Origin of the sequence: Nocardia sp. NPDC059154 (assembly GCF_042755705.1) — a bacterium.
Classification (GTDB): Bacteria; Actinomycetota; Actinomycetes; order Mycobacteriales; family Mycobacteriaceae; genus Nocardia.
This window is the reverse complement of the sequence record NZ_JBHZCS010000020.1, coordinates 20,101-42,134: the sequence shown is the minus strand read 5'-3', so window position 1 is coordinate 42,134 and position 22,034 is coordinate 20,101. Positions and strand designations below refer to the sequence as shown.

Annotated in this window: 20 protein-coding genes; all 20 read right to left on the bottom strand. The window is 69.0% G+C overall.

All coding sequences use genetic code 11. The features are described 5' to 3' along the window. Positions 1-167 precede the first annotated feature (167 nt). Entirely contained in the window at positions 168-371 is a 204-nt protein-coding gene (locus tag ACFXN1_RS18870; RefSeq protein ID WP_379388941.1) for a hypothetical protein, read from the bottom strand. A gap of 126 nt (positions 372-497) precedes the next feature. Next, entirely contained in the window at positions 498-1,328 is an 831-nt protein-coding gene (locus ACFXN1_RS18865; protein ID WP_357005481.1) for a DivIVA domain-containing protein, read from the bottom strand. Between the two features lie 72 nt (positions 1,329-1,400). After that, the gene (locus ACFXN1_RS18860; protein WP_040856625.1) at positions 1,401-1,703 is read right to left on the bottom strand and encodes a YggT family protein; all 303 of its coding nucleotides are present in this window, start codon (positions 1,701-1,703) and stop codon (positions 1,401-1,403) included. Positions 1,704-2,213: 510 nt separating this feature from the next. Beyond that, positions 2,214-3,011: a cell division protein SepF gene (locus ACFXN1_RS18855; RefSeq protein WP_379437067.1), complete on the bottom strand. Its 798-nt coding sequence runs from the start codon at positions 3,009-3,011 to the stop codon at positions 2,214-2,216. A 104-nt stretch (positions 3,012-3,115) separates the two neighbouring features. Continuing rightward, positions 3,116-3,889, bottom strand: coding sequence for a YggS family pyridoxal phosphate-dependent enzyme (locus ACFXN1_RS18850; protein ID WP_379437066.1), 774 nt, complete (start codon positions 3,887-3,889; stop codon positions 3,116-3,118). After that, positions 3,886-4,626 (bottom strand): peptidoglycan editing factor PgeF, encoded by a 741-nt coding sequence (pgeF, locus tag ACFXN1_RS18845; protein ID WP_379437064.1) that lies wholly within the window; start codon positions 4,624-4,626, stop codon positions 3,886-3,888. The genes ACFXN1_RS18850 and pgeF overlap by 4 nt, the downstream gene beginning before the upstream one ends. Before the next feature lie 139 nt (positions 4,627-4,765). After that, a complete protein-coding gene (gene ftsZ / locus ACFXN1_RS18840) occupies positions 4,766-6,025 on the bottom strand; it encodes a cell division protein FtsZ (protein WP_379437062.1) in 1,260 nt (419 codons plus the stop codon). A gap of 320 nt (positions 6,026-6,345) precedes the next feature. Then, positions 6,346-7,206, bottom strand: a complete 861-nt coding sequence (locus ACFXN1_RS18835; RefSeq protein WP_379437060.1) for a cell division protein FtsQ/DivIB — start codon at positions 7,204-7,206, stop codon at positions 6,346-6,348. Positions 7,207-7,212: 6 nt separating this feature from the next. After that, positions 7,213-8,658: a UDP-N-acetylmuramate--L-alanine ligase gene (murC, locus tag ACFXN1_RS18830; RefSeq protein ID WP_379437086.1), complete on the bottom strand. Its 1,446-nt coding sequence runs from the start codon at positions 8,656-8,658 to the stop codon at positions 7,213-7,215. 77 nt (positions 8,659-8,735) lie between these two features. After that, positions 8,736-10,229: a putative lipid II flippase FtsW gene (gene ftsW / locus ACFXN1_RS18825; protein ID WP_379437058.1), complete on the bottom strand. Its 1,494-nt coding sequence runs from the start codon at positions 10,227-10,229 to the stop codon at positions 8,736-8,738. After that, positions 10,226-11,668 carry a UDP-N-acetylmuramoyl-L-alanine--D-glutamate ligase gene (murD, locus tag ACFXN1_RS18820; RefSeq protein WP_379401731.1) on the bottom strand — a complete coding sequence of 481 codons (1,443 nt, stop codon included), beginning with the start codon at positions 11,666-11,668 and terminating at the stop codon, positions 10,226-10,228. Before murD ends, ftsW begins: the two co-directional genes overlap by 4 nt. A gap of 49 nt (positions 11,669-11,717) precedes the next feature. Then, positions 11,718-12,794: a phospho-N-acetylmuramoyl-pentapeptide-transferase gene (gene mraY / locus ACFXN1_RS18815; RefSeq protein ID WP_354843024.1), complete on the bottom strand. Its 1,077-nt coding sequence runs from the start codon at positions 12,792-12,794 to the stop codon at positions 11,718-11,720. Next, positions 12,791-14,275, bottom strand: a complete 1,485-nt coding sequence (gene murF / locus ACFXN1_RS18810; protein WP_379437056.1) for a UDP-N-acetylmuramoyl-tripeptide--D-alanyl-D-alanine ligase — start codon at positions 14,273-14,275, stop codon at positions 12,791-12,793. Before murF ends, mraY begins: the two co-directional genes overlap by 4 nt. Further along, positions 14,272-15,888 carry a UDP-N-acetylmuramoyl-L-alanyl-D-glutamate--2,6-diaminopimelate ligase gene (locus ACFXN1_RS18805; protein ID WP_379437054.1) on the bottom strand — a complete coding sequence of 539 codons (1,617 nt, stop codon included), beginning with the start codon at positions 15,886-15,888 and terminating at the stop codon, positions 14,272-14,274. The genes murF and ACFXN1_RS18805 overlap by 4 nt, the downstream gene beginning before the upstream one ends. 240 nt (positions 15,889-16,128) lie before the next feature. Further along, a complete protein-coding gene (locus ACFXN1_RS18800) occupies positions 16,129-18,087 on the bottom strand; it encodes a peptidoglycan D,D-transpeptidase FtsI family protein (RefSeq protein WP_379437052.1) in 1,959 nt (652 codons plus the stop codon). A 34-nt stretch (positions 18,088-18,121) separates the two neighbouring features. Beyond that, the gene (locus tag ACFXN1_RS18795; protein ID WP_379437050.1) at positions 18,122-18,805 is read right to left on the bottom strand and encodes a hypothetical protein; all 684 of its coding nucleotides are present in this window, start codon (positions 18,803-18,805) and stop codon (positions 18,122-18,124) included. A 55-nt stretch (positions 18,806-18,860) separates the two neighbouring features. Next, the gene (gene rsmH / locus ACFXN1_RS18790; protein ID WP_379401730.1) at positions 18,861-19,841 is read right to left on the bottom strand and encodes a 16S rRNA (cytosine(1402)-N(4))-methyltransferase RsmH; all 981 of its coding nucleotides are present in this window, start codon (positions 19,839-19,841) and stop codon (positions 18,861-18,863) included. A 184-nt stretch (positions 19,842-20,025) separates the two neighbouring features. Further along, positions 20,026-20,457 carry a division/cell wall cluster transcriptional repressor MraZ gene (gene mraZ, locus ACFXN1_RS18785; protein WP_213560465.1) on the bottom strand — a complete coding sequence of 144 codons (432 nt, stop codon included), beginning with the start codon at positions 20,455-20,457 and terminating at the stop codon, positions 20,026-20,028. A gap of 457 nt (positions 20,458-20,914) precedes the next feature. Then, on the bottom strand, positions 20,915-21,340 hold the full coding sequence (locus ACFXN1_RS18780; RefSeq protein WP_379401646.1) for a DUF3040 domain-containing protein: 426 nt from the start codon (positions 21,338-21,340) through the stop codon (positions 20,915-20,917). Positions 21,341-21,465: 125 nt separating this feature from the next. After that, the gene (locus ACFXN1_RS18775) at positions 21,466-21,906 is read right to left on the bottom strand and encodes an SAV_6107 family HEPN domain-containing protein (protein ID WP_379401644.1); all 441 of its coding nucleotides are present in this window, start codon (positions 21,904-21,906) and stop codon (positions 21,466-21,468) included. Between the last annotated feature and the right edge of the window lie 128 nt (positions 21,907-22,034).

Below are 22,034 nucleotides of genomic sequence, written 5' to 3'. Positions count from 1 at the left end.
GACGGGCTCACCCGTTCGGTTCTAGTGAGCGAGGCCCTGTCGTTCACTGCTGAACGCAGACGCCCGCCGTTCTTCCGAAAGCTCCCCGGTGATGGCCGGATCAACGCCGTATAGCTCTCTACAGTCTAGCGGGGCCGGTCCAGCAGATATTCCGCGGACCCGCCCCACTAGTGCTTCGCATGTCTTCCGCTCGGCCGTGACGAGGTGTCCTCGTCATCGGTCCGCAGCGACAACGCACTGACGAGCAGCAGCACCGCGCCTATCACGCACACGATGATGCAGCCCCATGCCCAGATCACCGAACCGGTGGTCAGTGCGGTCACCAGCAGGCCGAAACCCACGGCTGCGAGCGCGAGCGTCACCACGAGCAAGTGCACCACCCCCTCGTTGGGCTTCGATAGCGATGGCTATCGGAGGACTCGAAAGGTTGGCGGCGATACCGCGCCACCCGGGAGTTCGTCCCGCGCGACCTGGCATCGCTGGCCGTATCTACGACTTTACTTGCTGCCCTTGAGAAGTGCGCCGTTGCCGGACGCATCCTGGCCGAACTCGCCGCCGTCGACCGGGACCGCCGAACCACGGTTCTCCAGCTCCTCCAGCTGCGATTCCAGGTAGGACTTCAGGCGCACACGGTATTCGCGCTCGAAGGTCTTGAGCTGCTCGATCCGGCTCTCCAGCACGCTGCGCTGCTGGGTGATGGTGGCCATGATCTCGGTGTGCTTGCGCTCGGCGTCGGCCTGCAGGGCGTCGGCCTTCTCCTTCGCCTGGCGCAGCTGGGAATCCGAGCGGGTCTGCGCGTCGGACAGCATGGCCTCGGCCTTCTGGCGGGCATCGGCGATCATCGCCTCGGAACGCGTACGCGCGTCGCTGACCAGGCGCTCCGAGTTGGCCCGAGCGTTGGCCAGCAGCTGCTCGGCCTCGGTCTTGGCATCGGAGGTGAGGCGGTCGGCCATCTCCTGGGCCAGCGAAAGCACCTTGGCGGCCTGCAAATTCGCGTCCGCGGAGGGTGCGTCCTGCTTGACGGCGGCCACCGGGACCGGAGCCGGCATCGGGGCCGGGGGCGGCGGCGGAGCGGCCTTGATGGGCTCCGGCGCGACGGGCGCCTTCACCGGCTGAACCGCGGGACCCCGATTCTTCTTGGCGTCAGCCAGTTCCGCGTCCAACTCGGCAACTCGCTGGCGAAGATCAGCGTTCTCCTCGATGAGGCGTGAGAGCTCCTGCTCGACCAGGTCGAGGAAGGCATCGACTTCATCCTCGTTGTAGCCGCGCTTCCCGATCGGCGGTTTGCTGAACGCGACGTTATGAACATCGGCGGGGGTCAGCGGCATGGAACGATCCCTTCACGCTTCGTATGGAGATCTAGCGGTAGATCTGGGCAAGCTTTCTTTCCGGCCATTCTGTCACACCTGAGCTATCGACTGCCCTGCCTGGCCCGTGATCGTCATCAAGATGAACACGATGAAAAGCAGGACCATAATGGACAGATCGAGCCGAATTCCCCCAAGATTCACTGGGGGTATCAAACGCCTCAGAAGTTTCACCGGAGGGTCGGTGACCGTGAAGATCACCTCCAGGATGATCACCACGAAGCCCGTCGGCCGCCAGTCTCGCGCGAAGCTGCGGATGAACTCGACGATGACTCGGCTGATCAGCAGCAGCCAGAAGAGGAACAGCAGTAGGTTCAACACCTGGAACAGGGCCACCGCACCACTGTGCCCTAGATTCCATGATCGGCAAAATAGAAACACTGGGCCCGATTGCCCTCCGCTTCGCTTCGGGCGGGTTCGCGGCCCTGTCACCTCGGCCTTCGGCGTCCATCTGCCCTCCGCTTCGCTCCGGGCGGGTTCGCAGCCCTGTCACCTCGGCCTTCCCTCCTCCGCTCCCCCGCTTCGCTCCTCCGCTCCAAGCGCGGGGAGGCGGAGCGCAGTCCGGGCCGAGGCGGGCCGCGAACTTCGAGTGGACCGCAGCATGGGACCGCATGAAGAGCAGCAAAGGACCACATCTAGAGCCCGAGTCCAGGCATGTGATTCATGACATGCCCATCTGAATGAGCGTGCGATACCCGACAACTCGGGCGCAAGACTCCCCCGCGAATCCCCCGCGACTATTTCGCAACCCCCGTTGACGAACGCAATTCGTTGCCGCCGTTCAGTTTTGGCGCAACGGTCGAACCCCGGCTGCCGCCTCCGCGCACTCGCGGCTGCGGCAGCTCGTCACTTCTGGTTGTAGAAGCCGTTTTCCGCGATCCGGCGGCGCTCCTCGGCGGAGACGTCCACATCCGCCGGTGAGAGCAGGAACACCTTGGTGGCGACCTTGTCGAACGAACCACGCAGGGCGAAGGCCAGGCCCGCGGCGAAGTCCACCAGGCGGCGGGCGTCGGAGTTGCTCATCTCGACCAGGTCCATGATCACCGGGGTGCCGTCGCGGAAGCGCTCACCGATGATGGCGGCCTCCGCGTAGGTGCGCGGGCGCAGTGTGGTGATCTTGGACAAGGTGCCTCCGTCCTCGAAGATCTGGGGACGGCGGGCCGCCTCGATCCGGCGCTCCTGCTCCCGCAGTTCCTCGATACGCCGCTCCGCCTCGGTATCCATCGCGAGCGCGCCGCGGGTGCTGCCACGCACCGAGGGCGCGCTGCCGCCCATGGCACGGGTGCGGCTGGACGGGGCGGTGTCGATGCGGGTGGGACGACGGGGCGCGTCGTAACGGTCGTCGGCGTCGTAGCGGTCGCGGTGGTCACGCTCGCGGTGATCGTCGGCGTAGTCGTCCCGGCGGGACGCGCTGTACCCGGGCTTGTAGGGCGCCTTGTAGGACGGCTCGTAGGCGGGCTCGTCGTCGTAGCGGTCCTCGCCGTATCGGTCGTAATCACGCTCGCGTTCGGCGTAGGGCCGGGGACGACGCTGGACACGCTCATCGGCGCTCCGGGCGGCTCCGCGGTCGTCGACGTAATCGTCTTCGTAATCCTCGAGCGGAACCATCCCGAAGTACGCCTTGAACTTGTGCAGCGTGCTCATCTGGTCGACCTTCCTTCGGCCCCGGTTGGCCTGGGGTGTTGTCCTGCTCAGTCCTCGTCTGCCACCAAGCATATGTTTCGAATGTGACTGGTGAGGTTTCTTTGCTACGCCGAGGTTATCGGTCGCGTGCCCATCAGGGCTGTACCGACACGCACGCAGGTGGATCCATGGCGGATGGCCGACTCCAAGTCGCCGGACATGCCCGCCGACAGTTCTTTCGCATCTGGGTGGACGGTTGTTAATGCGGCGTGGATGCGGGCCAGTTGCTCGAAGGCGGCATCCGGTTCCACGTCCAGCGGCGGGATGGCCATCAGGCCTGCGAGCTGCAGGGATCGCGAGGCGGCGACCTGATCGGCGAGCGCGTGCAGGGCCGCGTCGCGGGCGCCGCCGCGGGACGGGTCCGCGTCCAGGGACACCTGGAGCAGCACGCGCAAGGGGGTGGTGCGGGATCCGTCGTCCAATGCGGCCTCCGCGGCGGCGTCGAGGGCGCTCGCGAGCCGGTCGCTGTCCACCGAGTAGACCGTATCGGCCCAGCGTGCAACGGATTTCGCCTTGTTCCGCTGCAGCCGTCCGATGAAGTCCCAGCGTATCTGGGACAGGTGTCGCAGCTGCGCCACCTTGCCCGCCGCCTCCTGCTCACGGGACTCGCCGAACTCGCGGCAGCCCAATCCATAGAGGATCTCGATATCCGAGGCGGGGAAGAACTTGGTGACCGGCAGCAGGCGCACCGAACCCGGCACCCGGCCCGCGGCCGCGCACGCTGCGTCGATTCGCTCGATGAGTGCCGACAGGGCGGTGGCGAGCTCGCCGACGCGGCCGGCGCCGGACGTGACCTGCGCCGCATCGGATCCCTGTGCGGCGGTGAAGCTTTCGGTCATTCTGAAACTCCCTCGGATGACATCCAAATCACACCGGCGAGTCGGCCGGTCGGCGCGTCGCGGCGGTGCGAGAACAGCGTCCGGTCCTCGATGGTGCATCGCGGATCCACCGCGACCGCGCCCACGCCGGCCGCCTCCAGTTGCCGGCGGATGCCCGCGCGCAGATCCAGGCCGGGCGTGCCCTTGGCCGTGGTGGTCGCGCTGCCGGGCAGATGCGCCTCGACATCGGCGCGCATGGCGGCAGGCACCTCGTACTGGCGACCGCTGGCCGCCGGGCCGAGGAACGCGCCGATGCGCTCGGGCTTCGCGCCCACCGACACCATGGCCTCCAGCACTCGCGGCACGATCCCGATCCGGGCCCCGATCCGCCCCGCGTGCACGGCGGCGATGACGCCGGCCTCGTCGTCGGACAGCAGGATCGGCACGCAGTCGGCGGTCAGCACCACCAGCGCGAGATCGCGCCGGGTGGTCACCAGCGCATCGGTGGCGGGCACCGGCTCGGTCCGCGGACCGTCCACGATCTCCACGTTCCGCCCGTGGATCTGCTCCATCCACACCAGGCGGTCCGGCGCGAGCCCGATGTTCTCCGCGAGCCGAACCCGATTGCGCCGCACCGCCTCCGGATCGTCACCCACGTGATCGCCCAGGTTGAACGAGTCGTACGGCGCGGCCGAGAACCCGCCCGCCCGCGTCGTCACAACCCGTCTGGTCCGAAATATCCGTGCCGCTGCTGTCATGCCTTCGAGGGTAGTAGTCACCGATGGGCAACCCCGAACTCACCACCGCCCCCTGAACGACACCACCGCCCGGGAACGACATCGCGCCCGCTCCGGAGCCGGAGCGGGCGCGATGGATGAATCCGTCAGGGGCGCAACGTCAGCGGCGCATGAAGGAGGGGACGTCGACGTCGTCGTCATCGGCGTCCGGGGGCTGGATGTGGCCGCGAGTGTTGCTCGCGACCGTCGGGTCGACGGCCGGCCGGGGCGCGCTGTAGGACGGGGCCGGGCCGCGCTCGGCGACCGCCTGCGGCGGCGGGGCCGGCGCGGGCTCGGAGCGCGGGGCGGGAGCGGGCTCGGAGGTGCGGGCCGAGGTGTATTCGTGTGAGCGGCCGACGCTTCCGGCGCTGGCGCTCGCGGTGCCGCTGGTATTGGTGAACCGGCTGACCGCGGGTTCGATGCGCCGGGAGGGGCCGCTGCCGTCGAAGCCGGCGGCGATCACGGTGACGCGGACCTCATCGCCGAGGGAATCGTCGATGACCGTACCGAAGATGATGTTGGCCTCGATGTGCGCGGCCTCCTGCACCAGCGAGGCGGCCTCGTTGATCTCGAAGAGGCCGAGGTCGGAGCCGCCCGCGATGGACAGCAGCACGCCGTGCGCGCCGTCCATGGATGCTTCCAGCAGCGGCGAATTGATCGCTGCCTCAGCGGCCTTCACCGACCGGCCCTCGCCGCGCGCCGAGCCGATGCCCATGAGGGCCGAGCCCGCACCGGACATGACCGACTTGACGTCGGCGAAGTCGACATTGATCAGACCCGGGGTGGTGATCAGGTCGGTGATGCCCTGAACACCGTTGAGCAACACCTCGTCCGCGGAGCGGAAGGCGTCCATCAGGCTCACGGCCGCGTCGCCGAGCTGCAGCAGCCGGTCGTTCGGAATGACGATGAGGGTGTCGCAGGACTCGCGCAGCGCCTGGATGCCGGCCTCGGCCTGGTTGCTGCGGCGCTTGCCCTCGAACGAGAACGGCCGCGTCACGACACCGATGGTGAGCGCGCCGAGCTTGCGCGCGATGGAGGCCACGACCGGCGCGCCGCCGGTGCCGGTGCCGCCACCCTCGCCGGCGGTCACGAAGACCATGTCGGCGCCCTTGAGGACTTCCTCGATCTCGTCCTTGTGATCCTCGGCGGCCTTGCGGCCGACCTCCGGATCGGCGCCGGCGCCCAGACCGCGGGTGAGTTCCCGGCCGACATCGAGCTTCACGTCCGCATCCGACATCAACAACGCCTGCGCGTCGGTGTTGACGGCGATGAACTCGACTCCCTTGAGTCCCTGTTCGATCATCCGGTTGACGGCGTTCACGCCGCCGCCGCCGATACCGACGACCTTGATCACAGCAAGGTAGTTGTGCGGGGGCGTCATGGGCTCTCGCCTTCCTTCGATCTGAAACAGCTTGTCGTCTTCGGCTACTCGCAAAATACCGGCACCATGGTCTCGGTCCGGTAAACCCTCAACCATAGGTTCAGCGTTATGTCAAGTATCCGACTGGTGCCGAACGGTATTCGCAGCCACCGCGTTACGGGCGCAGGCGCGCCGAACCGAGCATCAGAATCTTGTGTGATTCGACTCGTCCGACCCACCCGAGCATCGTATCGTGGACGGTTGCCCTCCGGTCCTGGATCGGAACCGACGGTGCCCTTCCGGCAAACCACCGAAAATTTCGGCAGCCCAATGGGTATCGCTCACTTTACCGTGACCAGATTCGGACTCGAAACATCGAATACCTTGCCCGGCTGGGAAAGCAGGGGTCCGACCACCGCGGCCTTGCGCGCGGAGTCCCCGGTTCCGCCCCAGAGCACGGTCCGGCCGTCACGCAACTCCAGGGCAATATCCGAAACCGAGCGGGCCACAACCGCTCCCACGCCGACCTCGTCGCGCAGCGGAACCGGAATCGCGGCCATGACGGCCACCGCGGCCTTGGTCACCGGGTCCGATCCGCCCGGATGATCGGTCACCAGTTTGGGTATCCCCGGTCCCGGCGGCTCGATCGCGAATTCCACGCTGTCGCAATCGAGCAGATGGGCACCGTCGGGACTGTCGAAGTACAGCACGGGGATGCGCTCCACCACCGTCACCCGGACCGTGGACGGGAACACCCGCTGCACGCGCACGGAACGGACCTTGGGCAGCTGCGACACCCGTTCGGCCATGGCATTGGTGTCCAGCCGCATCATGGACAGACCGTCCGGTACCTGCAGCGCGTCCTGAACCTGTTGTTCCGGAACAGCACTCAGCCCTTCCACCTGCACCGTGCGCACCGACAGCAACGGCGTAAACCAGGCGACCAGTCCGAATGCGATCAGCACCACGACCCCGGCCAGGGCGCCCCACCGCACCCGGCGCGACTGCCACGCCGTCACGATCCGCGATTCGCGGCGAACCCGCCCACGGCGCAGCCGGGCCCGCCGGGCCGCCGCGCTCTCGCCCGCGGATTCGGCGCTGTTGTCCGCTGCCGCAGCGGATTCGGTGTCGTAATCGTCCGCGTCGTAGCTATCGCCGGCGGCCGGATCCGGCCGATCCGCCGCTCCCCCACCCGAGCCCACGGTGGCTCACCGTCCGTGTGAGGGTCGTGCGCGCAGCCCGTCCAGAATCTGGCTGCCCAGCATGGTCACATCGCCCGCGCCCATGGTGATCACCACGTCGCCGGGCCGCGCCAGCGCGCCCACCTGCTTGCCGACCCGGGACATATCCGGCTGGTAGTGCACGGGTTTTGTGACCGCGTTGGCCACCAGCGCGCCGTTCACACCCGGCAGCGGTTCTTCACGTGCGCCGTACACATCGAGCACCACCACCTCGTCGGCCAGCGACAGCGCCGCGCCGAACTCGGTCGCGAAAGTGGCGGTGCGGCTGTACAAGTGGGGCTGGAACACCACGATCACCCGGCCCGGCCGCGAGCGCGCGCCGTCGCGCGCCTCCTGCGCGACCAGTTCGGCGGCAGCGGAGAGCACCGCGCGCACCTCGGTCGGATGGTGGGCGTAGTCGTCGAAGACGCGCACGCCGTTCTCACGTCCGGTGAGCTGGAAGCGGCGGTGCACGCCGCCGAAACCCTCCAGGCCCTGGATGATCTCGCCCATGTCGGCGCCGGTCGCGCGGGCTGCCAGCAGCGCGCCCAGCGCATTGAGGGCCATGTGCCGACCGGGCACCGACAGGCGCAGGGTGCGCGGGGCATGCTCGTCGGCGAGCTGGAAGACGGCCACGCCGCCGACATCGCGCGGCTCCCAGGACAGCAGCTGCGCACCGACCGGGACACCGGACGTGGCGAAATCGCCGGAGCCGTAACCGATCACCTGGATGCCGCGCGGATCCTCGGCCAGCCGGGCCACCGACCGCTGCGCCAGGCCCAGCGAACCCGGATCGTCCACGCACACCACCAGGCGGCCGCCCGGTTCCACCCGGTCCACGAAGTCGTCGAAGACCTGGACGTAGGCCTCGTCCGTACCGAAGTAATCCAGGTGGTCGGACTCGATATTGGTGACCACCGCGACGTCGGGCGCGTACTGCAGCAGCGATCCGTCGCTCTCGTCGGCCTCGGCCACGAAGATGCCGCCGGTGCCGTGGTGGGCATTGGTGCCGGCCTCGTTGAGTTCGCCGCCGACGGCGAAGGACGGGTCGTACCCGCAGTGCTGCAGGGCCACCACCAGCATGGAGGTGGTCGAGGTCTTGCCGTGCGTGCCCGACACCAGCAGCGTCTTGTGGCCCTGCATGAGCGAGGCCAGCACGGCCGGGCGCAGCAGCACCGGCACGCCGCGCCGATGCGCCTCCACCAGCTCGGGATTGGTCTTGGGAATGGCGGCGTAGGTGGTCACCACGGCGGTGGGCCCGCCGGGCAGCAGGTCCAGGGCGCCGGCGTCGTGGCCGATGCGCACCTGCGCGCCGCGCGCCCGCAGTGCCAGCACGCCGCGGCTCTCCTTGGCGTCGGAGCCGGAGACCATGCCGCCACGCGACAGGAGAATTCGGGCGATCCCGGACATACCGGCACCACCGATGCCGATCATGTGCACGCGTTGCAGATGGTCGGGTAGGTCGGTGTGAGTCTCGGCGGTTCCCACATCGCTGTCCGGCCGCTCCACTGTCACCTCGAATTACCCCGTTCCCTGGCGTGTTTCATCGGATAGTTGGGCTCCCAGGCCCGGGTGCTGCGCCACGACTCCGTGGAGCGGCTGGTGCGCCGGGCCGAATCCGAATCTATCGACCGCCGCGCCGCCGACTCCGAGCCGCCCCGGCTCCGACCCGAGGGTAGCGCGCGCCGCTGCGGGGCGGACTTCACCTTGGCCTTCGCCTTGGCCTTGGTGCGGGCCCGGGAGGCCTGCGCCCGCGCGGGCGAGTACAGCTCGGGTTTCGGCAGGCGCAGCAGCCGGCTGAAGCGGCCGTCCTGGCCCGCGTGCAGGGCCGCCACCGCCTCGGGCTCGTGCCGGGCGGCATTGGCGATGATGCCGAACATGAGCAGCGTGATGGCCAGCGAGGAACCACCCGCCGACACCAGCGGCAGCTGCAGGCCGGTCACCGGCAGCAAACCGACGACATAGCCGACATTGATCAGCGCCTGACCGGTGATCCAGGTGGTGGCCGAGGCGGTGAGCAACCGGATGAACGGATCCACCGAGCGGGTCGCGATGCGCAACCCGGCGTAGACGAAGAGTGCGAAAAGCCCGAGCACCAGCACACATCCGAGGAACCCGAGCTCCTCGCCGATGATGGCGAAGATGAAGTCGTTGTGCGCGTTGGGCAGATAGCTCCACTTGGCCCGGGACTGACCCAGCCCGCGACCCCAGATGCCGCCGTCGGCGAGCGAGTACATGGCCTGCCGGGCCTGGTAGCCGATGCCCTGCGGGTCGTCGCCCGGGCTGAAGAAGGCGCGCATGCGGTCGGACCGGTAGCCGGCCGAGAGGGCCAGGATCGCCGCCGCGACACCGCCCGAGACCGCGATGGTCACGAACATGCGCAGCGGCAGCCCGCCGAACCACAGCAGCGAGGTCAGCACGATGCCGAGCGCGATGGTGGTCGACAGGTTGGGTTCCAGCACGACCAGGAAGCACACCAGCAGGCCCGCGGGCACCAGCGGCATGAGAATGTCCTTGTACCCGGCCTTTTCGGTCTGCCGGGAGGCCAGCAGGTGCGAACCCCACACCACCAGCGTGACTTTCACGATCTCCGAGGGCTGTACCGACACCACGCCGAGGTCGAACCAGCGCCGCGAGCCCTGCACCTCGCTGCCGATGCCGGGGATGAGCACCAGCACCAGCAGCACCACCGACAGCGCGAAGACCGGGAACGACAACCGGCGCATCACCCGCATCGGAACCCGCAGCGCGATATAGAACAGCACCGCGCCGAAGACGGCCAGCACCGCCTGCTGGATGAACAGCCTGTAGGCCGAGCCGCCGTCGGCGTAGGACTCCACGCTGGACGCCGAGAGCACCATGACCAGGCCGAGCACGGTGAGCAGCACCGCGATCGCCACCACGAGATGGAACGACGCCAGCGGGCGGGCCAGCCAGGCCCCGAACCATCCGATTCTCGGTCGCTGGGTCTGGTTCCCGGCCCGCCGCGGCGTCGCCGTCGTCATTCGGTTCTCCCGATGTCCTTCTCGTCCAGGGCCTGCACGGCGGCGGCGAAGCTGCGGCCGCGGTGCGTGTAGTCGGCGAACATGTCCAGGGACGCCGCGGCCGGGGCCAGCAGCACGGTATCGCCGCGGTGGGCGAAGCCGGCCGCCACGCGCACCGCGCGCGCCATCACCGCTTCGGGCTCGATCTCGGTGAAGGGGTCACCCATCCGAGCATCGTCCCCCGAATTCAGCTCCACGACCGGCACATCGGGCGCGTGTCGCGCCAGTGCGGCCGCGATCGCCGCCGCGTCCTGGCCGAACAGCACGGCCGCGACGAGATGGTCGCGGCATTCCTCGATGAGGTCCTCCACACTGGCGCCCTTGAGCTGACCGCCGGCTACCCAGATCACGCTGGGGTGGGCCAGGATCGAGGAGCGCGCGGCGTGCGGGTTGGTGGCCTTGGAGTCGTCGACGAATTCCACGCCGGACAGCTCCCGCACGAAGGCCGCCCGGTGCGGGCCGACCTTGTGCTCCTGCAGGCCCTCCTTCACGAACTGCGGTGCCACGTCGATGGATCGGGTCAGGGCGGCGGCGGCCAGGGCGTCGGCCACACCGGCCGGGCCCTGCGGGCTGATATCGCCGACCTCGGCCAGGATGGCGGCCTTGGTGAAGGCGCGGTCGAGCAGCTTGCCGTCCACCACGCCCAGCTCGCCGTCGGCGGGGACGCCGATGCGGAAGCCGACGGTGCGGCGCGCCTTGGACTTTCGCGCCAGCGCGGCGGCGACGGCGTCGTCCAGGCCGACCACGCCGACCCGTCCGGTCAGCGCGCGCGCCTTGGCGGCGGCGTAGGCGTCCAGGCCGCCGTGCCAATCCAGGTGATCCTCGGCCACGTTCAGCACCACGCCGGCCTCCGGGCGCACCGACGGCGCCCAGTGCAGCTGGAACGAGGACAGTTCCACCGCCAGGATCTGCGGGCCCGGGGTGCGGCGCAGCGCGTCCAGAATGGGCAGTCCGATATTGCCGCAGGCCACCGAGGGAATCCCGGCGGCGCGCAGGATGGAGTGCGTCATCTGAGTGGTGGTGGTCTTGCCGTTGGTGCCGGTCACCACCAGCCACTTGCGGACCGGGCCATAGATCCGGGCCTGATCGACCCACCAGGCGAACTCGACATCGCCCCACACCGGGATGCCCTCGGTGACGGCCGAGACCAGCACCGGGGAGTCCGGCCGCCAGCCCGGGCTGGTGATCACCAGCGCGAAGCGTTGCAGCGCATCGGGTTTGAGCAGGTCGGCACTGGTGGCGGTGCCCAGGCCCAGTTCGGCGGCCTCGGTGAGCGCCTTCTCGCCGCTGTCGGTGACCACCGGGCGCGCGCCGATGTCCTGCAGCGGCTCGATCAGCGAGCGTCCGGAGACGCCCCAACCGGCCACCAGCACATCACGGCCACGCAGGAATTCGAGCATGGGCCCCGGCGATCGCAGGACCCTCGGAGAATGTTCGGACATTGCTCACTCACCCTGCCGCAGAGAGGTATTCGCTGTAGAACAGGCCCAGTCCGATCGCCGAGGCCATACCGGCCAGCAACCAGAACCGGATGATGACCGAGGTCTCGGCCCACCCGCTCAGCTCGAAGTGGTGATGGAACGGTGCCATCTTGAACAGGCGATTGCGCGTGGCGCGGAAGACCGCCACCTGCAGCACCACCGACGCGGCCTCGGCCACGAACAGCGCGCCGATGACGACCATCAGCAGCTCGGTGCGGGTGGTGATGGACAGGCCCGCGAGCAGACCGCCCAGCATCAGCGAGCCGGTGTCGCCCATGAAGATCTTGGCGGGCGCGGCATTCCACCAGAGGAAGCCGATACAGGCCGCGCCGCCCGCGGCGCAGACCAGGGCCAGATCGAGCGGATCCCGAACCTGGTAGCAGCCCGCGACCGCGTGTGCGGAGCAGGAGTTACGCCACTGCCAGAAGGTGATGATCATGTACGCGCCCAGCACCAGGCTCATCGAGCCGGCGGCCAGGCCGTCCAGGCCGTCGGTCAGGTTCACCGCGTTGGACCAGGCCACCACCAGCAGGCAGACGAATGCCAGGAAGACCACCACGCTCATGGACAGCGTATTGATGTCGCGCGTGTAGGACAGTCGCTTGTCGCCGGGGGTCAGGCCGTGAATGTTCTTGAACTGCAGGGCCAGGACGCCGAAGACGACGGCCGCGGTGAGCTGGCCGATGTACTTGCCGGCCGCGGTCAGGCCCAGGTTGCGCTGTTTGCGCAGCTTGATCAGGTCATCGGTGAAGCCGACGAAGCCCAGCGCGGTGGCCAGGCCCATGACCAGCAGACCCGAGGCCGAGGGACCCGGCTCGCCGTAGGTCATGGAGATCAGGTGCGAGCCGAGGTAGCCGGCCCACATGCCGATCATGATGGCGACGCCGCCCATGGTGGGGGTACCGCGCTTGGCCTTGTGGCTCTCCGGGCCGTCGACCCGGATCTCCTGTCCGAAGCCCTGTTTGGCGAAGTAGCGGATCACCACGGGGGTCAGCAGGATGGAGACGGTCAGCGCGATGGCCGCCGACAGCAGAATCTGGGTCATCGCGCGGCCTCCTGCTCCGCACCGATCAGGTGTTCGGCGACCGTCCACAGGCCGACCGACTTCGAGGCCTTCACCAGCACCACCGCACCCGGCTCCAATTCCTCGTCGAGCAGGGCGATGGCGGACGCGATATCGGGCACGTGGATGGCCTCCTCACCCCAGGAGCCCTCCTGCACCGCGCCCTGGAACAGGGCGCGCACCGGACGGCCCTGGCCGACCACGATCAGGCGGTCCACGTCCAGCCGCACCACCAGGCGGCCGATCCGGTCGTGTTCGAGGACGGATTCCTCGCCCAGTTCACCCATTTCGCCGAGCACCGCCCAGCTGGGGCGCGGCTCGGTCCCGGCCTTGGACATGGTGACCAGCGCCTTGAGGGCGGCGCGCACCGAATCCGGGTTGGCGTTGTAGGAGTCGTTGACCACGGTGACACCGTCGGCGCGGGTGCGCACGTCCATGCGGCGGGCCGACACGGGGGTCGCGCCGGACAGCGCCCGCGCGACGGTCGCGAGGTCCGCGCCCTGGTCCAGGGCGACGGCCGCCGCGGACAGCGCATTGCCGACCTGGTGCTCACCGTGCACGGCCAGCTGGATCTCGATCGATTCGCCGTTGGCGTGCAAGGTGAATCGGGCGCGGGCCCGATCGTCGAGCACCACGTCGGAGGCGCGGACATCGGCCTGCGCGGCGTGGCCGACGGTCACCACGCGGGCGGCGGTCCGTTCGGCCATCGTGGCGACCAGGTGGTCGTCGGCGTTCAGGACGGCCAGGCCGGAGGCCGGAAGCGCCTCGACGAGTTCGCCTTTGGTCTGCGCGATGACCTCGCGGCTGCCGAACTCGCCCAGGTGCGCGGTGCCGACATTGAGCACCACACCCACGCTCGGCGGGGCGATCTCGGTGAGGGCCTTGATGTGCCCGGGTCCGCGGGCGGACAGCTCGAGCACCAGGAAGCGGGTGCCGGCGTCGGCGCGCAGCGCGGTCCACGGGTGGCCGAGCTCGTTGTTGAACGAACCGGGCGGGGCCACAACGGGTCCCAGCGGGGCGAGCACCGCCGCCAGCAGATCCTTGGTGGAGGTCTTGCCCGAGGAACCGGTCACCCCGACCACCGTCAGGTTCCCGGCCCGGACCAGCCGGTCCACACTGACGCGGGCCAGGGCGGCCAGCGCGTCCAGCACCGCCGCGCCGGAGCCGTCGGTGTCGTGGGCCAGCGCGATGGCGCGTGTGTTCCCGGGACGGGGTGCCACCACGATGGCGGGCACCCCGACAGGCCGGGCGGCCAGCACCGCGACCGCGCCCTGCGCGACGGCCTGCGCCGCGAAGTCGTGGCCGTCGGCGCGCTCACCGGGCAGCGCCAGGAACAGGTCACCGGAACCGATACGGCGCGAATCGAATTCGGCCGAGCCGGTGACCTTCGCCTCGGGATCGGGGGCGTCGTGCAGCGTGCCGCCGACGACCTCCGCGATCTCCCGCAAAGTCATCTCGATCATGAAAGCGTCAGGTTCCTCGTCTTTTCCGACAGGGCGGCCGCGAGTACCTCGCGGTCGTCGAACGGATGCTTCACGCCTGAAATCTCCTGCCCTGTCTCATGTCCCTTGCCCGCGACCAGCACCACGTCGCCGGGCTGCGCCCAGTCGACGGCGGTCCTGATCGCGGCCGCCCGGTCCCCAACCTCCCGGACCTCACCGCGTTCCGCGACCGGTACCGCTTCGGCACCGGCGAGCACCGCGGCGCGGATGGCGGCCGGGTCCTCACTGCGCGGATTGTCGTCGGTAATGATGGCCAGATCGCTGCCGCGCGCCGCCGCCGCACCCATCAGGGGCCGCTTGCCGGCATCGCGATCACCGCCCGCGCCCACCACTACGGCCAGACGGCCCTCCCCCTGTTCGGACAACCACGTGCGCAGGGTCGCCACGACCGATTCGATCGCGGCGGGCTTGTGCGCGTAATCGACCACGGCCAGAAACTCCTGACCCTTATCCACCCGCTGCATACGGCCCGGCACATCGACCGTGCCGAGCGCCGCAGCGGCAGTCTCCGCCTCGACCCCGGCTGCCGCGCACACCGCGACGGCCAGGATTCCATTGGCGATGTTGTACGCACCCGGAAGCCGCAGCCGCACATCCACATTGACACCCGGCCCCGAAGCGGTGAACTCCTGGGTGCCGCCGAGCCCGGCGGTGGCCGCGCCGGCGGTCCAGTCCGCGGGCACGCCCGGCCGGATCGCCACCGTGCGCAGGCGGCCGGTGGTATCACCGGATCCCGCTGCGAGGCAGTCGGATACGTCGTCTGCCAGGCGCCGGCCCCACATGTCGTCGACGCAGATCACGGCCGTGCGCGCGGCCACCGACGGGCGCGCCGCGGCGGCCGAGTCCGGCCCGTCCGGAATGAACAGGCGGCGCTTGGCGGCGAAATAGTCCTCGAAATCGGAGTGGAAGTCGAGGTGGTCCTGGGACAGGTTGGTGAACGCGCCGACCGCGAAACTCACCCCGTCCACCCGGCCCAGCGCCAGGGCATGACTGGAGACCTCCATGACCACCGCATCCACACCCCGCTCGACCATGAGCGCGAACATGGCGTGCAGCTGCGGAGCCTCGGGCGTGGTGAGCGCCGAGGGCACCCGGACGCCGCCGATGCGGGTCTCGATGGTGCCGATGAGGGCGGTGCTCAGCCCGGCCGCGGCGAGCCCGGCCTCCACCAGATACGACGTCGTCGTCTTGCCGGACGTACCGGTGATACCGACGATGCGGAGTTTGCGAGACGGATCACCGTAAAGGGCCGAGGACAACTCGCCGAGCACCGCGCGCGGCGCATCGTGCACGAGCACCGGGACGGCGATCTCGCCGATCAGTTCCGCGCCCGCCGGATCGGTGAACACCGCGACCGCGCCACGCTCGACCGCGTCGTGGGCGAAACGCGCGCCGTGCGCGTGGGCTCCGGCCAAACCGGCGAACAGGTCACCCGGCAGCACCGCGTTCGAGCGCTGCTCGATGCCGGTGACCTGGATGTCCTCGAGAGATGCCGCGAATTCCGCGGGCCGCGCGCCCGTCAGTTCCGCCACCGCGCGCAGGGTGGTCGCCGGCGGCGCGGCGGGCCGAAGCACCTGCGGCTCCGCCGTTCTTCCGCTCGGCGGCTCTGCTCGATCACCGCTGTACGGAACCGACTGCGCGGGCACGAAGCTCCTCTCCAAGGGGCGGTCATATGCATGAATCGGTCCGGATGACCGGATCGACGTGTCAGGTTACCTGTGTTCGATCGCCGCGCGATCGGCACGGCGGAGTTCGGTCACCCGCCGGTGCACGCACCACGCGGCGGTGGGCGTCACAACCATCCGCTCCCTGCTCTAACTCGCCTGCAGAATCAGCTGTTTGGCAGGCGGCGACGGCGGGATGCGGTCGCGCTGCAACAGCCACGAGGCGATGCTGTGGAACAGGGGCGCGGCCGAACCGCCACCACTGCCGTCGGAGCTGCGCACCGGCGCATCCAGCATCATGCCGATCACATAGCGGGGATTGTCGGCGGGGGCCATGCCCGCGAAGGTGATCCAGTAGCGGTCGCTGGAGTAGCAGTGGCACTTCGGGTCGATCTGCTGGGCCGTGCCGGTCTTCCCCGCGATCTGATAGCCCTCCACGGCGGCCGGGCTGCCGGTGCCGCTCTGGATACCGCGCGGATCCTTCTGCACGATGGCCTGGAACATCTGGCGCAGCGTCTGCGCGGTCTGCGGGGTGACCACCCTGACGCCCTCCGGCGGCTCCTCCTCGGTGCGGGTGCCGTCCGGGGCGATCTTGGCCTTCACGATGCGCGGCGGCATCCGCACGCCATCATTGGCGATGGCCTGGTACATGGCGGTCATCTGCAGGGTCGTCATCGAAAGGCCCTGGCCGATGGGCAGGTTGGCGAAGGTGGAGCCGGACCACTGGTCCCGGGCGGGCACCACGCCCGCGCTCTCACCCGGCAGTCCGACACCGGTGCGCTGGCCCAGGCCGAACTTCTTGAGCATGTCGAAATAGCGGTCCTCGCCGACGCGCTGCGCCAGCATGAGGGTGCCCACGTTCGAGGACTTACCGAAGATGCCGGTGGTGGTGTACGGGGCCACGCCGTGCTCCCAGGCGTCGTGCACAGTAACACCGCCCATGAAGATGCTGCCCGGAACCTGGTGCACCTCATCGGGAGTGGTGAGGCCGTACTCGATGGCCGCGGCCGCGGTGACGATCTTGTTCACCGAGCCCGGCTCGAACACCTCCTGCACCGACGGATTGCCCAGATCGGTGGTGGACCAATACTGCGGTCCCATGGCGGGATTGAAGGTGTTGTCATTGGCCATCGCCAGCACCTGGCCGGTGTGCACGTCCAGCACCACCGCCGAGGCCGCGCTCGCGCCCGAGAGGTCCTTGGCCTGCTGCACCTGCTGCTGCACGTAGTACTGCAGATCCGAATCCAGGGTGAGCTCGAGGCCGTAGCCGTTCACCGCGGGCTGGCGATCACGCCACGAACCCGGGATCACCGCGCCGTCGGAGCCGCGGTCGTAGGTCTCCGAGCCGTCGGAGCCGGCCAGCAGCGCGTCCATCGAGGACTCCAGGCCGATCTGGCCGTGCCCGTCCCAACCGGTCGCGCCGATCACATTGGCGGCCAGGGATCCACCCGGGTACTCGCGCATATCCTGCCGATCCATCCCGACCTCGGGGAACTGCAGAGTGATGTCCGAGGCGACCCGGGGATCCACATTCCGCGCGAGGTACACGAACGGCTCGTCGCTCTTCAGCTTGGCCAGGATGTCCTTCTCGGGCGCGTCATTGCCCAGCTTCTCGTGAATGTATTTGGCGATGGCCGCCAGCCGATCGTCCGGATCCGGCGCGGTCTTGGGCGTCTTGTCGTGCGCGTCCGCCAAATCCTTGCGCACCCGCACCGGCTGAAAGCTCAGCTCCTTCGCCGCGATGGTGAATGCCAGCGACTTCCCGTACCGATCGGTGATCGGCCCCCGGTTGGCCGGATCGGCCACCTTCACGGTGCGCTGGCTGGCCGCCTCCGCCGACAGCTTCGGCGCGGAAATACTCTGCACCCACAGCAATTGGATGGCCGCCACCGCGAGCGCCACCAGCATCACCAGCCGGCCCACCCCGAACCGGAAGCGCGCGCTCGAGTCCAAGCCCGGAGCGGGCCGCGGTCTGGACTGCCGGCCCGGCCCCGAACCGGCACGGCCGGAACCCGACCGGCTCCGGCCGGCGGCGGCGACCCGCCCTCGACCGGAATCGGACCGGCCCCGGCCGGAATCGCGCCCGCGCCCCGCGCGGGTAGGGCTCATCGACCAGCCCCGTTCGCCGGCGATGCGGTGCGGCTCATCGGGGCGCTCCGTTCGCCTGCACCTGCGGGTTCTGCGGAGTCGCGACCGGCGCCGCCGGAACGGGATTCGCGGCGGTGGTGGTCGGCGGGGCCGCGGCCGGCGGGGCGGGCGTCGTGGTCACCGGGACCACCCGCTCGGCCTGGGCCTGCTGCAGCTTCGGCGGCTGCGCGGCGGCCGACGGCGTCGTGTTGAGCGGCGGCGCGGGCGCGCCCTCAGCGGGCTGCGGGTTGCCGACCACGGTGACCTGACCGTCCGGGCCGATCACCAGCCGGGCCGGATCCTTGGCCGGAATCATGCCCAGTTCGGCTGCGCGCTTGGCCAATTCGGGAGCCGAATCGGCGGAGGCCACCTCACGCTGCAGCGCGTCCCGCTCGTCGGACAGCTTCTGGTTGGCGCGGCGCTGATCGCCGAGCTGATAGCTGTCCTCGGTGGCGCGGGTGGTGAGCAGCAGCGTCAGCGCCAGGCCACAGCCCAGCAGCGCGATAATGGTGGCCACGAAGGACATACGGCCGCGCGGCATCGGATCGCTGCGCCGACCGCGGCGCATACCCGGCAGGTCGGCCCCGCCCTCCCGATTGCGCCGGCGCGCGTAGGCCCGTTGCGCCGCACCCGATTTCACCCGTTCGGCGGCCTGCACCCGGCGGGCCCCCCGGCCCGTCGCCTGCGTCCTGATCGTCATAGTGCGGCTCCGATCCAGCGGATGCCCGCTCGACGCGCCGTTCCACCCCGGAACCTCACGATTGCTCCTCCCCTACGATCCGTTCGGCCGCCCGCATGCGCACCGGAGCGGCTCGCGGGTTGTCCTCGATCTCCTGCTCGGTGGCCTTCTCCGCGCCGCGGGTCAGAATCCTGAATTCCGGTCCCATACCCGGCAATTCGACCGGCAGGTCCAGGGGGGTGCGCGACACCGACCGCTTGGCCAGCGCCGCCTTCACCACCCGGTCCTCCAGGGACTGGTAGCTCATGACCACGATGCGGCCGCCCGGGGCCAGCGCGTCCAGCGCCGCGGGCATCGCGGCCTCCAGGGACTCCAGTTCGCGGTTGACCTCCACCCGCAATGCCTGGAAGGTGCGCTTGGCCGGATGCCCGCCCGTGCGCCGGGCCGCGGCCGGGATGGCGTCGTAGAGCAGCTCCACCAGCTGCGCGCTGGTGGTGAACGGGGTGCGCTGACGACGCCGCACGATCTCGGCGGCGATCTTGCCCGCGAACCGTTCCTCGCCATAGGTTTTCAGCACCCGGGCCAGCTCGCCGTGGCTGTAGGTGTTGAGCACGTCGGCGGCCGTGGGGCCGGTGCTGGAGTCCATCCGCATGTCCAGCGGTGCGTCGATGGAGTAGGCGAAGCCGCGATCGGCCTCGTCCAGCTGCATGGAGGACACACCCAGGTCCATCAGAATCGCGCTGACCGAACCCTTGTCGGGCAGCCCGGCCTGCTCGAGCGCGGGCGCGATGCCGTCATACCTGGTGTGCACCAGGGTGATCCGGTCCCGGAACGGGGCTAGTCGCTCGCCCGCCAGCTTCAGCGCCGCGGTGTCGCGATCCAGCCCGACCAGGCGGATGTTCGGATACGTCTGCAGGAAGTACTCGGCGTGACCGCCGAGCCCCAGCGTGCAGTCCAGGTAGACCGCGCCCTCGGAATGCAGTGCGGGACCGAGGATTTCGTCGGCGCGATGGAGGAGAACCGGAACATGGCGGGGGCCGTCACTGCCTCGGTGCACCTCGACCTCCCGGAATTCCTGCCTCACGTTTCATTCGCACGGCCACCTGGGGTCGCTAGCGAAAAGGACCTTCGAATTGGGCGAATGCCCCGTGGTCTCTGACCGAAGCACCGCACCTGGCGTTGGGGAAGTACGTCAGGGTCGGTGTCGGGCAGAGGCCGCAGGGCACTCGCCTCGCTGCGGGCTAGAAGATCTCGCCCAGCGACTCGTCTCTGGCCTGCGAGTAATCCTCCTCGTGTTCGGCGAGGTAGGAATCCCACGCCGTCTTGTCCCATATTTCGAGGAAGTCGACCGAGCCGATCACCACGCAATCCTTGGACAGATTGGCGTAGCGGCGATGCTCGGCCGACAGCATGATCCGGCCCTGTGCATCCGGACGCTGCTCATCGCTGGAAGCCGCCAAGGCCCGGACGAATGCGCGGGCCTGCGGATTGGACCGGGATGCCGCCGCGGCTCTCCGCGCCAGCGCGGTGAACTCGTCCTTGGGATACACGGCAAGGCTGTGGTCCTGTCCCTTCGTGACCATCAACCCTCCCGCCAGCTCGTCCCGGAACTTCGCAGGCAACGTCAGTCGCCCTTTGTCGTCCAACCGAGGGGTATAGGTCCCGAGAAACAAGCCTCGACACCTCCTGCCGGATCACCCTCTCGACTGTTCGGCCTCCTGTAGTGCGGGCTCCACATTACCCCACTTTCCCCCACTTTCAATCGAAAGCGTCGGTGATCTCGGTCCCCGCTTGGCGAACTTCGCAGGTCACACCAGCTATCACCGAGGTGGGGAAGATTTCGCGCAGTTCCCCCGACACGCGCGACGCGCGCCGGCGAGCATCCGACAACCGCCAGCAAACCCGCAGATAGCGTGCATTTCCGGCATTCGTGGGGCGCGGTGGGGAGGCTCCGTGGGGAGGTGTGGGGAATCCTGGACCGCTCCCGACACGCCGAATCGGCACCAACGAGAAACGCCGTGACGCCACACCCCAAATCGGTGTGGCGCCACGGCGTGTCGCTGAATCTTCAGTTAGCCGATCATCCGCTGCCGCGCGACGCCGAAAGCCTTCGGCGGCACGGCAGCCCGGTCAACTGTCCTGTTCGAACCTCTTGCGGAACCGGTCCTCCATCCGCGCGGAGAACCCGCCCTGCTTACGGGGCTTCCCGCGGCCGGCGCCGGGAGCGCCACCCGCGCTGGGATGCGCATCGGCGCCGCGACTGCTCGGCGCGCCCATCCGAGGGCCACCGATCAGCAACAGCACACCCGCGCTGAACATGACGATGAATCCGACCAGACTGATGATCGGGAAGCCGCCCGGCTTGAACGGTGCGGCAATACCGGCCACCAATAGGAACAGACCGAGGACGAACAGGGCGGCCGCCTGAAGTCTGCGTCGACCAGTGGCAGAACGTAACCGTCCACCCCGAACAGTCGAGGCGAACTTCGGATCCTCAGCATAGAGCGCGCTCTCGATCTGTTCGAGCATGCGCTGCTCGTGCTCGGAGAGTGGCACGGTACCTCCCCCGGCACTAGGTGGTGGCTGTCGTCTCCGGGTAGACGACGGATAGCCGACCTTGGCGGCTGTCTGCCACCAATAATACGAGTTCGATCAGACTGCGACCACCTACTCGCCGATACTCACGCCAGCATTCCGGTTACCCACCCTGAACTGGGCCGCAGCCGGGCCGCGGCGGCCAGCAGGTCCGCCACGTCGTGTAGGAATGCGTTTACCCGCGAAGCGAACTCGTCCGCGCGACGATCATCGATGGGCCGCGGCAACCCGGCCTCCAGGGCCGCCCTGGTCTCGGATTGACCGGTGAAATAGTCGGCCCACATCACGAATTCCGGTGCCGCGCGCTGCATCAGGACCCAGGCGTTGCGAGAACGCGCGCGGGGCGCGCGGTCTGCCCCCGTGAGGGCCAGCACGGCGCCCGCACCGCGGAGGGCGGCGAGGTAGGCCGTACGGAAGCGCTCCGCCGGGTCGGTTTCCCCCTGGGCTGCCAGCAATAGACCGTCCGCCTTGCGCAGTAGATCGCCGGCGCGGCCGGGATGGCTCGGTCGTTCAGTTTTCCCGCTCATTTCGGGTACCTCCCCACTCGTACACCTGATTCACCTTCCAGGAGGACATCCGGTCCCGATCAGGCATTTCGCCCGCTGGAAAGATCGAACAGATATTCGAAGGTTTCTCGTGGGTTTGAATATAGAGA

What these genes read in the sequence shown, in the direction of transcription:
- murF (WP_379437056.1), bottom strand. Translation starts at nt 14,275, where the DNA reads ATGATCGAGATGACTTTGCGGGAGATCGCGGAGGTCGTCGGCGGCACG.
- ACFXN1_RS18800 (WP_379437052.1), bottom strand. Translation starts at nt 18,087, where the DNA reads ATGAGCCCTACCCGCGCGGGGCGCGGGCGCGATTCCGGCCGGGGCCGG.
- murD (WP_379401731.1), bottom strand. Translation starts at nt 11,668, where the DNA reads ATGCTCGAATTCCTGCGTGGCCGTGATGTGCTGGTGGCCGGTTGGGGC.
- ACFXN1_RS18795 (WP_379437050.1), bottom strand. Translation starts at nt 18,805, where the DNA reads ATGACGATCAGGACGCAGGCGACGGGCCGGGGGGCCCGCCGGGTGCAG.
- ftsZ (WP_379437062.1), bottom strand. Translation starts at nt 6,025, where the DNA reads ATGACGCCCCCGCACAACTACCTTGCTGTGATCAAGGTCGTCGGTATC.
- ftsW (WP_379437058.1), bottom strand. Translation starts at nt 10,229, where the DNA reads ATGACGACGGCGACGCCGCGGCGGGCCGGGAACCAGACCCAGCGACCG.
- ACFXN1_RS18850 (WP_379437066.1), bottom strand. Translation starts at nt 3,889, where the DNA reads ATGACCGAAAGCTTCACCGCCGCACAGGGATCCGATGCGGCGCAGGTC.
- mraY (WP_354843024.1), bottom strand. Translation starts at nt 12,794, where the DNA reads ATGACCCAGATTCTGCTGTCGGCGGCCATCGCGCTGACCGTCTCCATC.
- murC (WP_379437086.1), bottom strand. Translation starts at nt 8,658, where the DNA reads ATGATCGGCATCGGTGGTGCCGGTATGTCCGGGATCGCCCGAATTCTC.
- ACFXN1_RS18855 (WP_379437067.1), bottom strand. Translation starts at nt 3,011, where the DNA reads ATGAGCACGCTGCACAAGTTCAAGGCGTACTTCGGGATGGTTCCGCTC.
- ACFXN1_RS18775 (WP_379401644.1), bottom strand. Translation starts at nt 21,906, where the DNA reads ATGAGCGGGAAAACTGAACGACCGAGCCATCCCGGCCGCGCCGGCGAT.
- ACFXN1_RS18865 (WP_357005481.1), bottom strand. Translation starts at nt 1,328, where the DNA reads ATGCCGCTGACCCCCGCCGATGTTCATAACGTCGCGTTCAGCAAACCG.
- pgeF (WP_379437064.1), bottom strand. Translation starts at nt 4,626, where the DNA reads ATGACAGCAGCGGCACGGATATTTCGGACCAGACGGGTTGTGACGACG.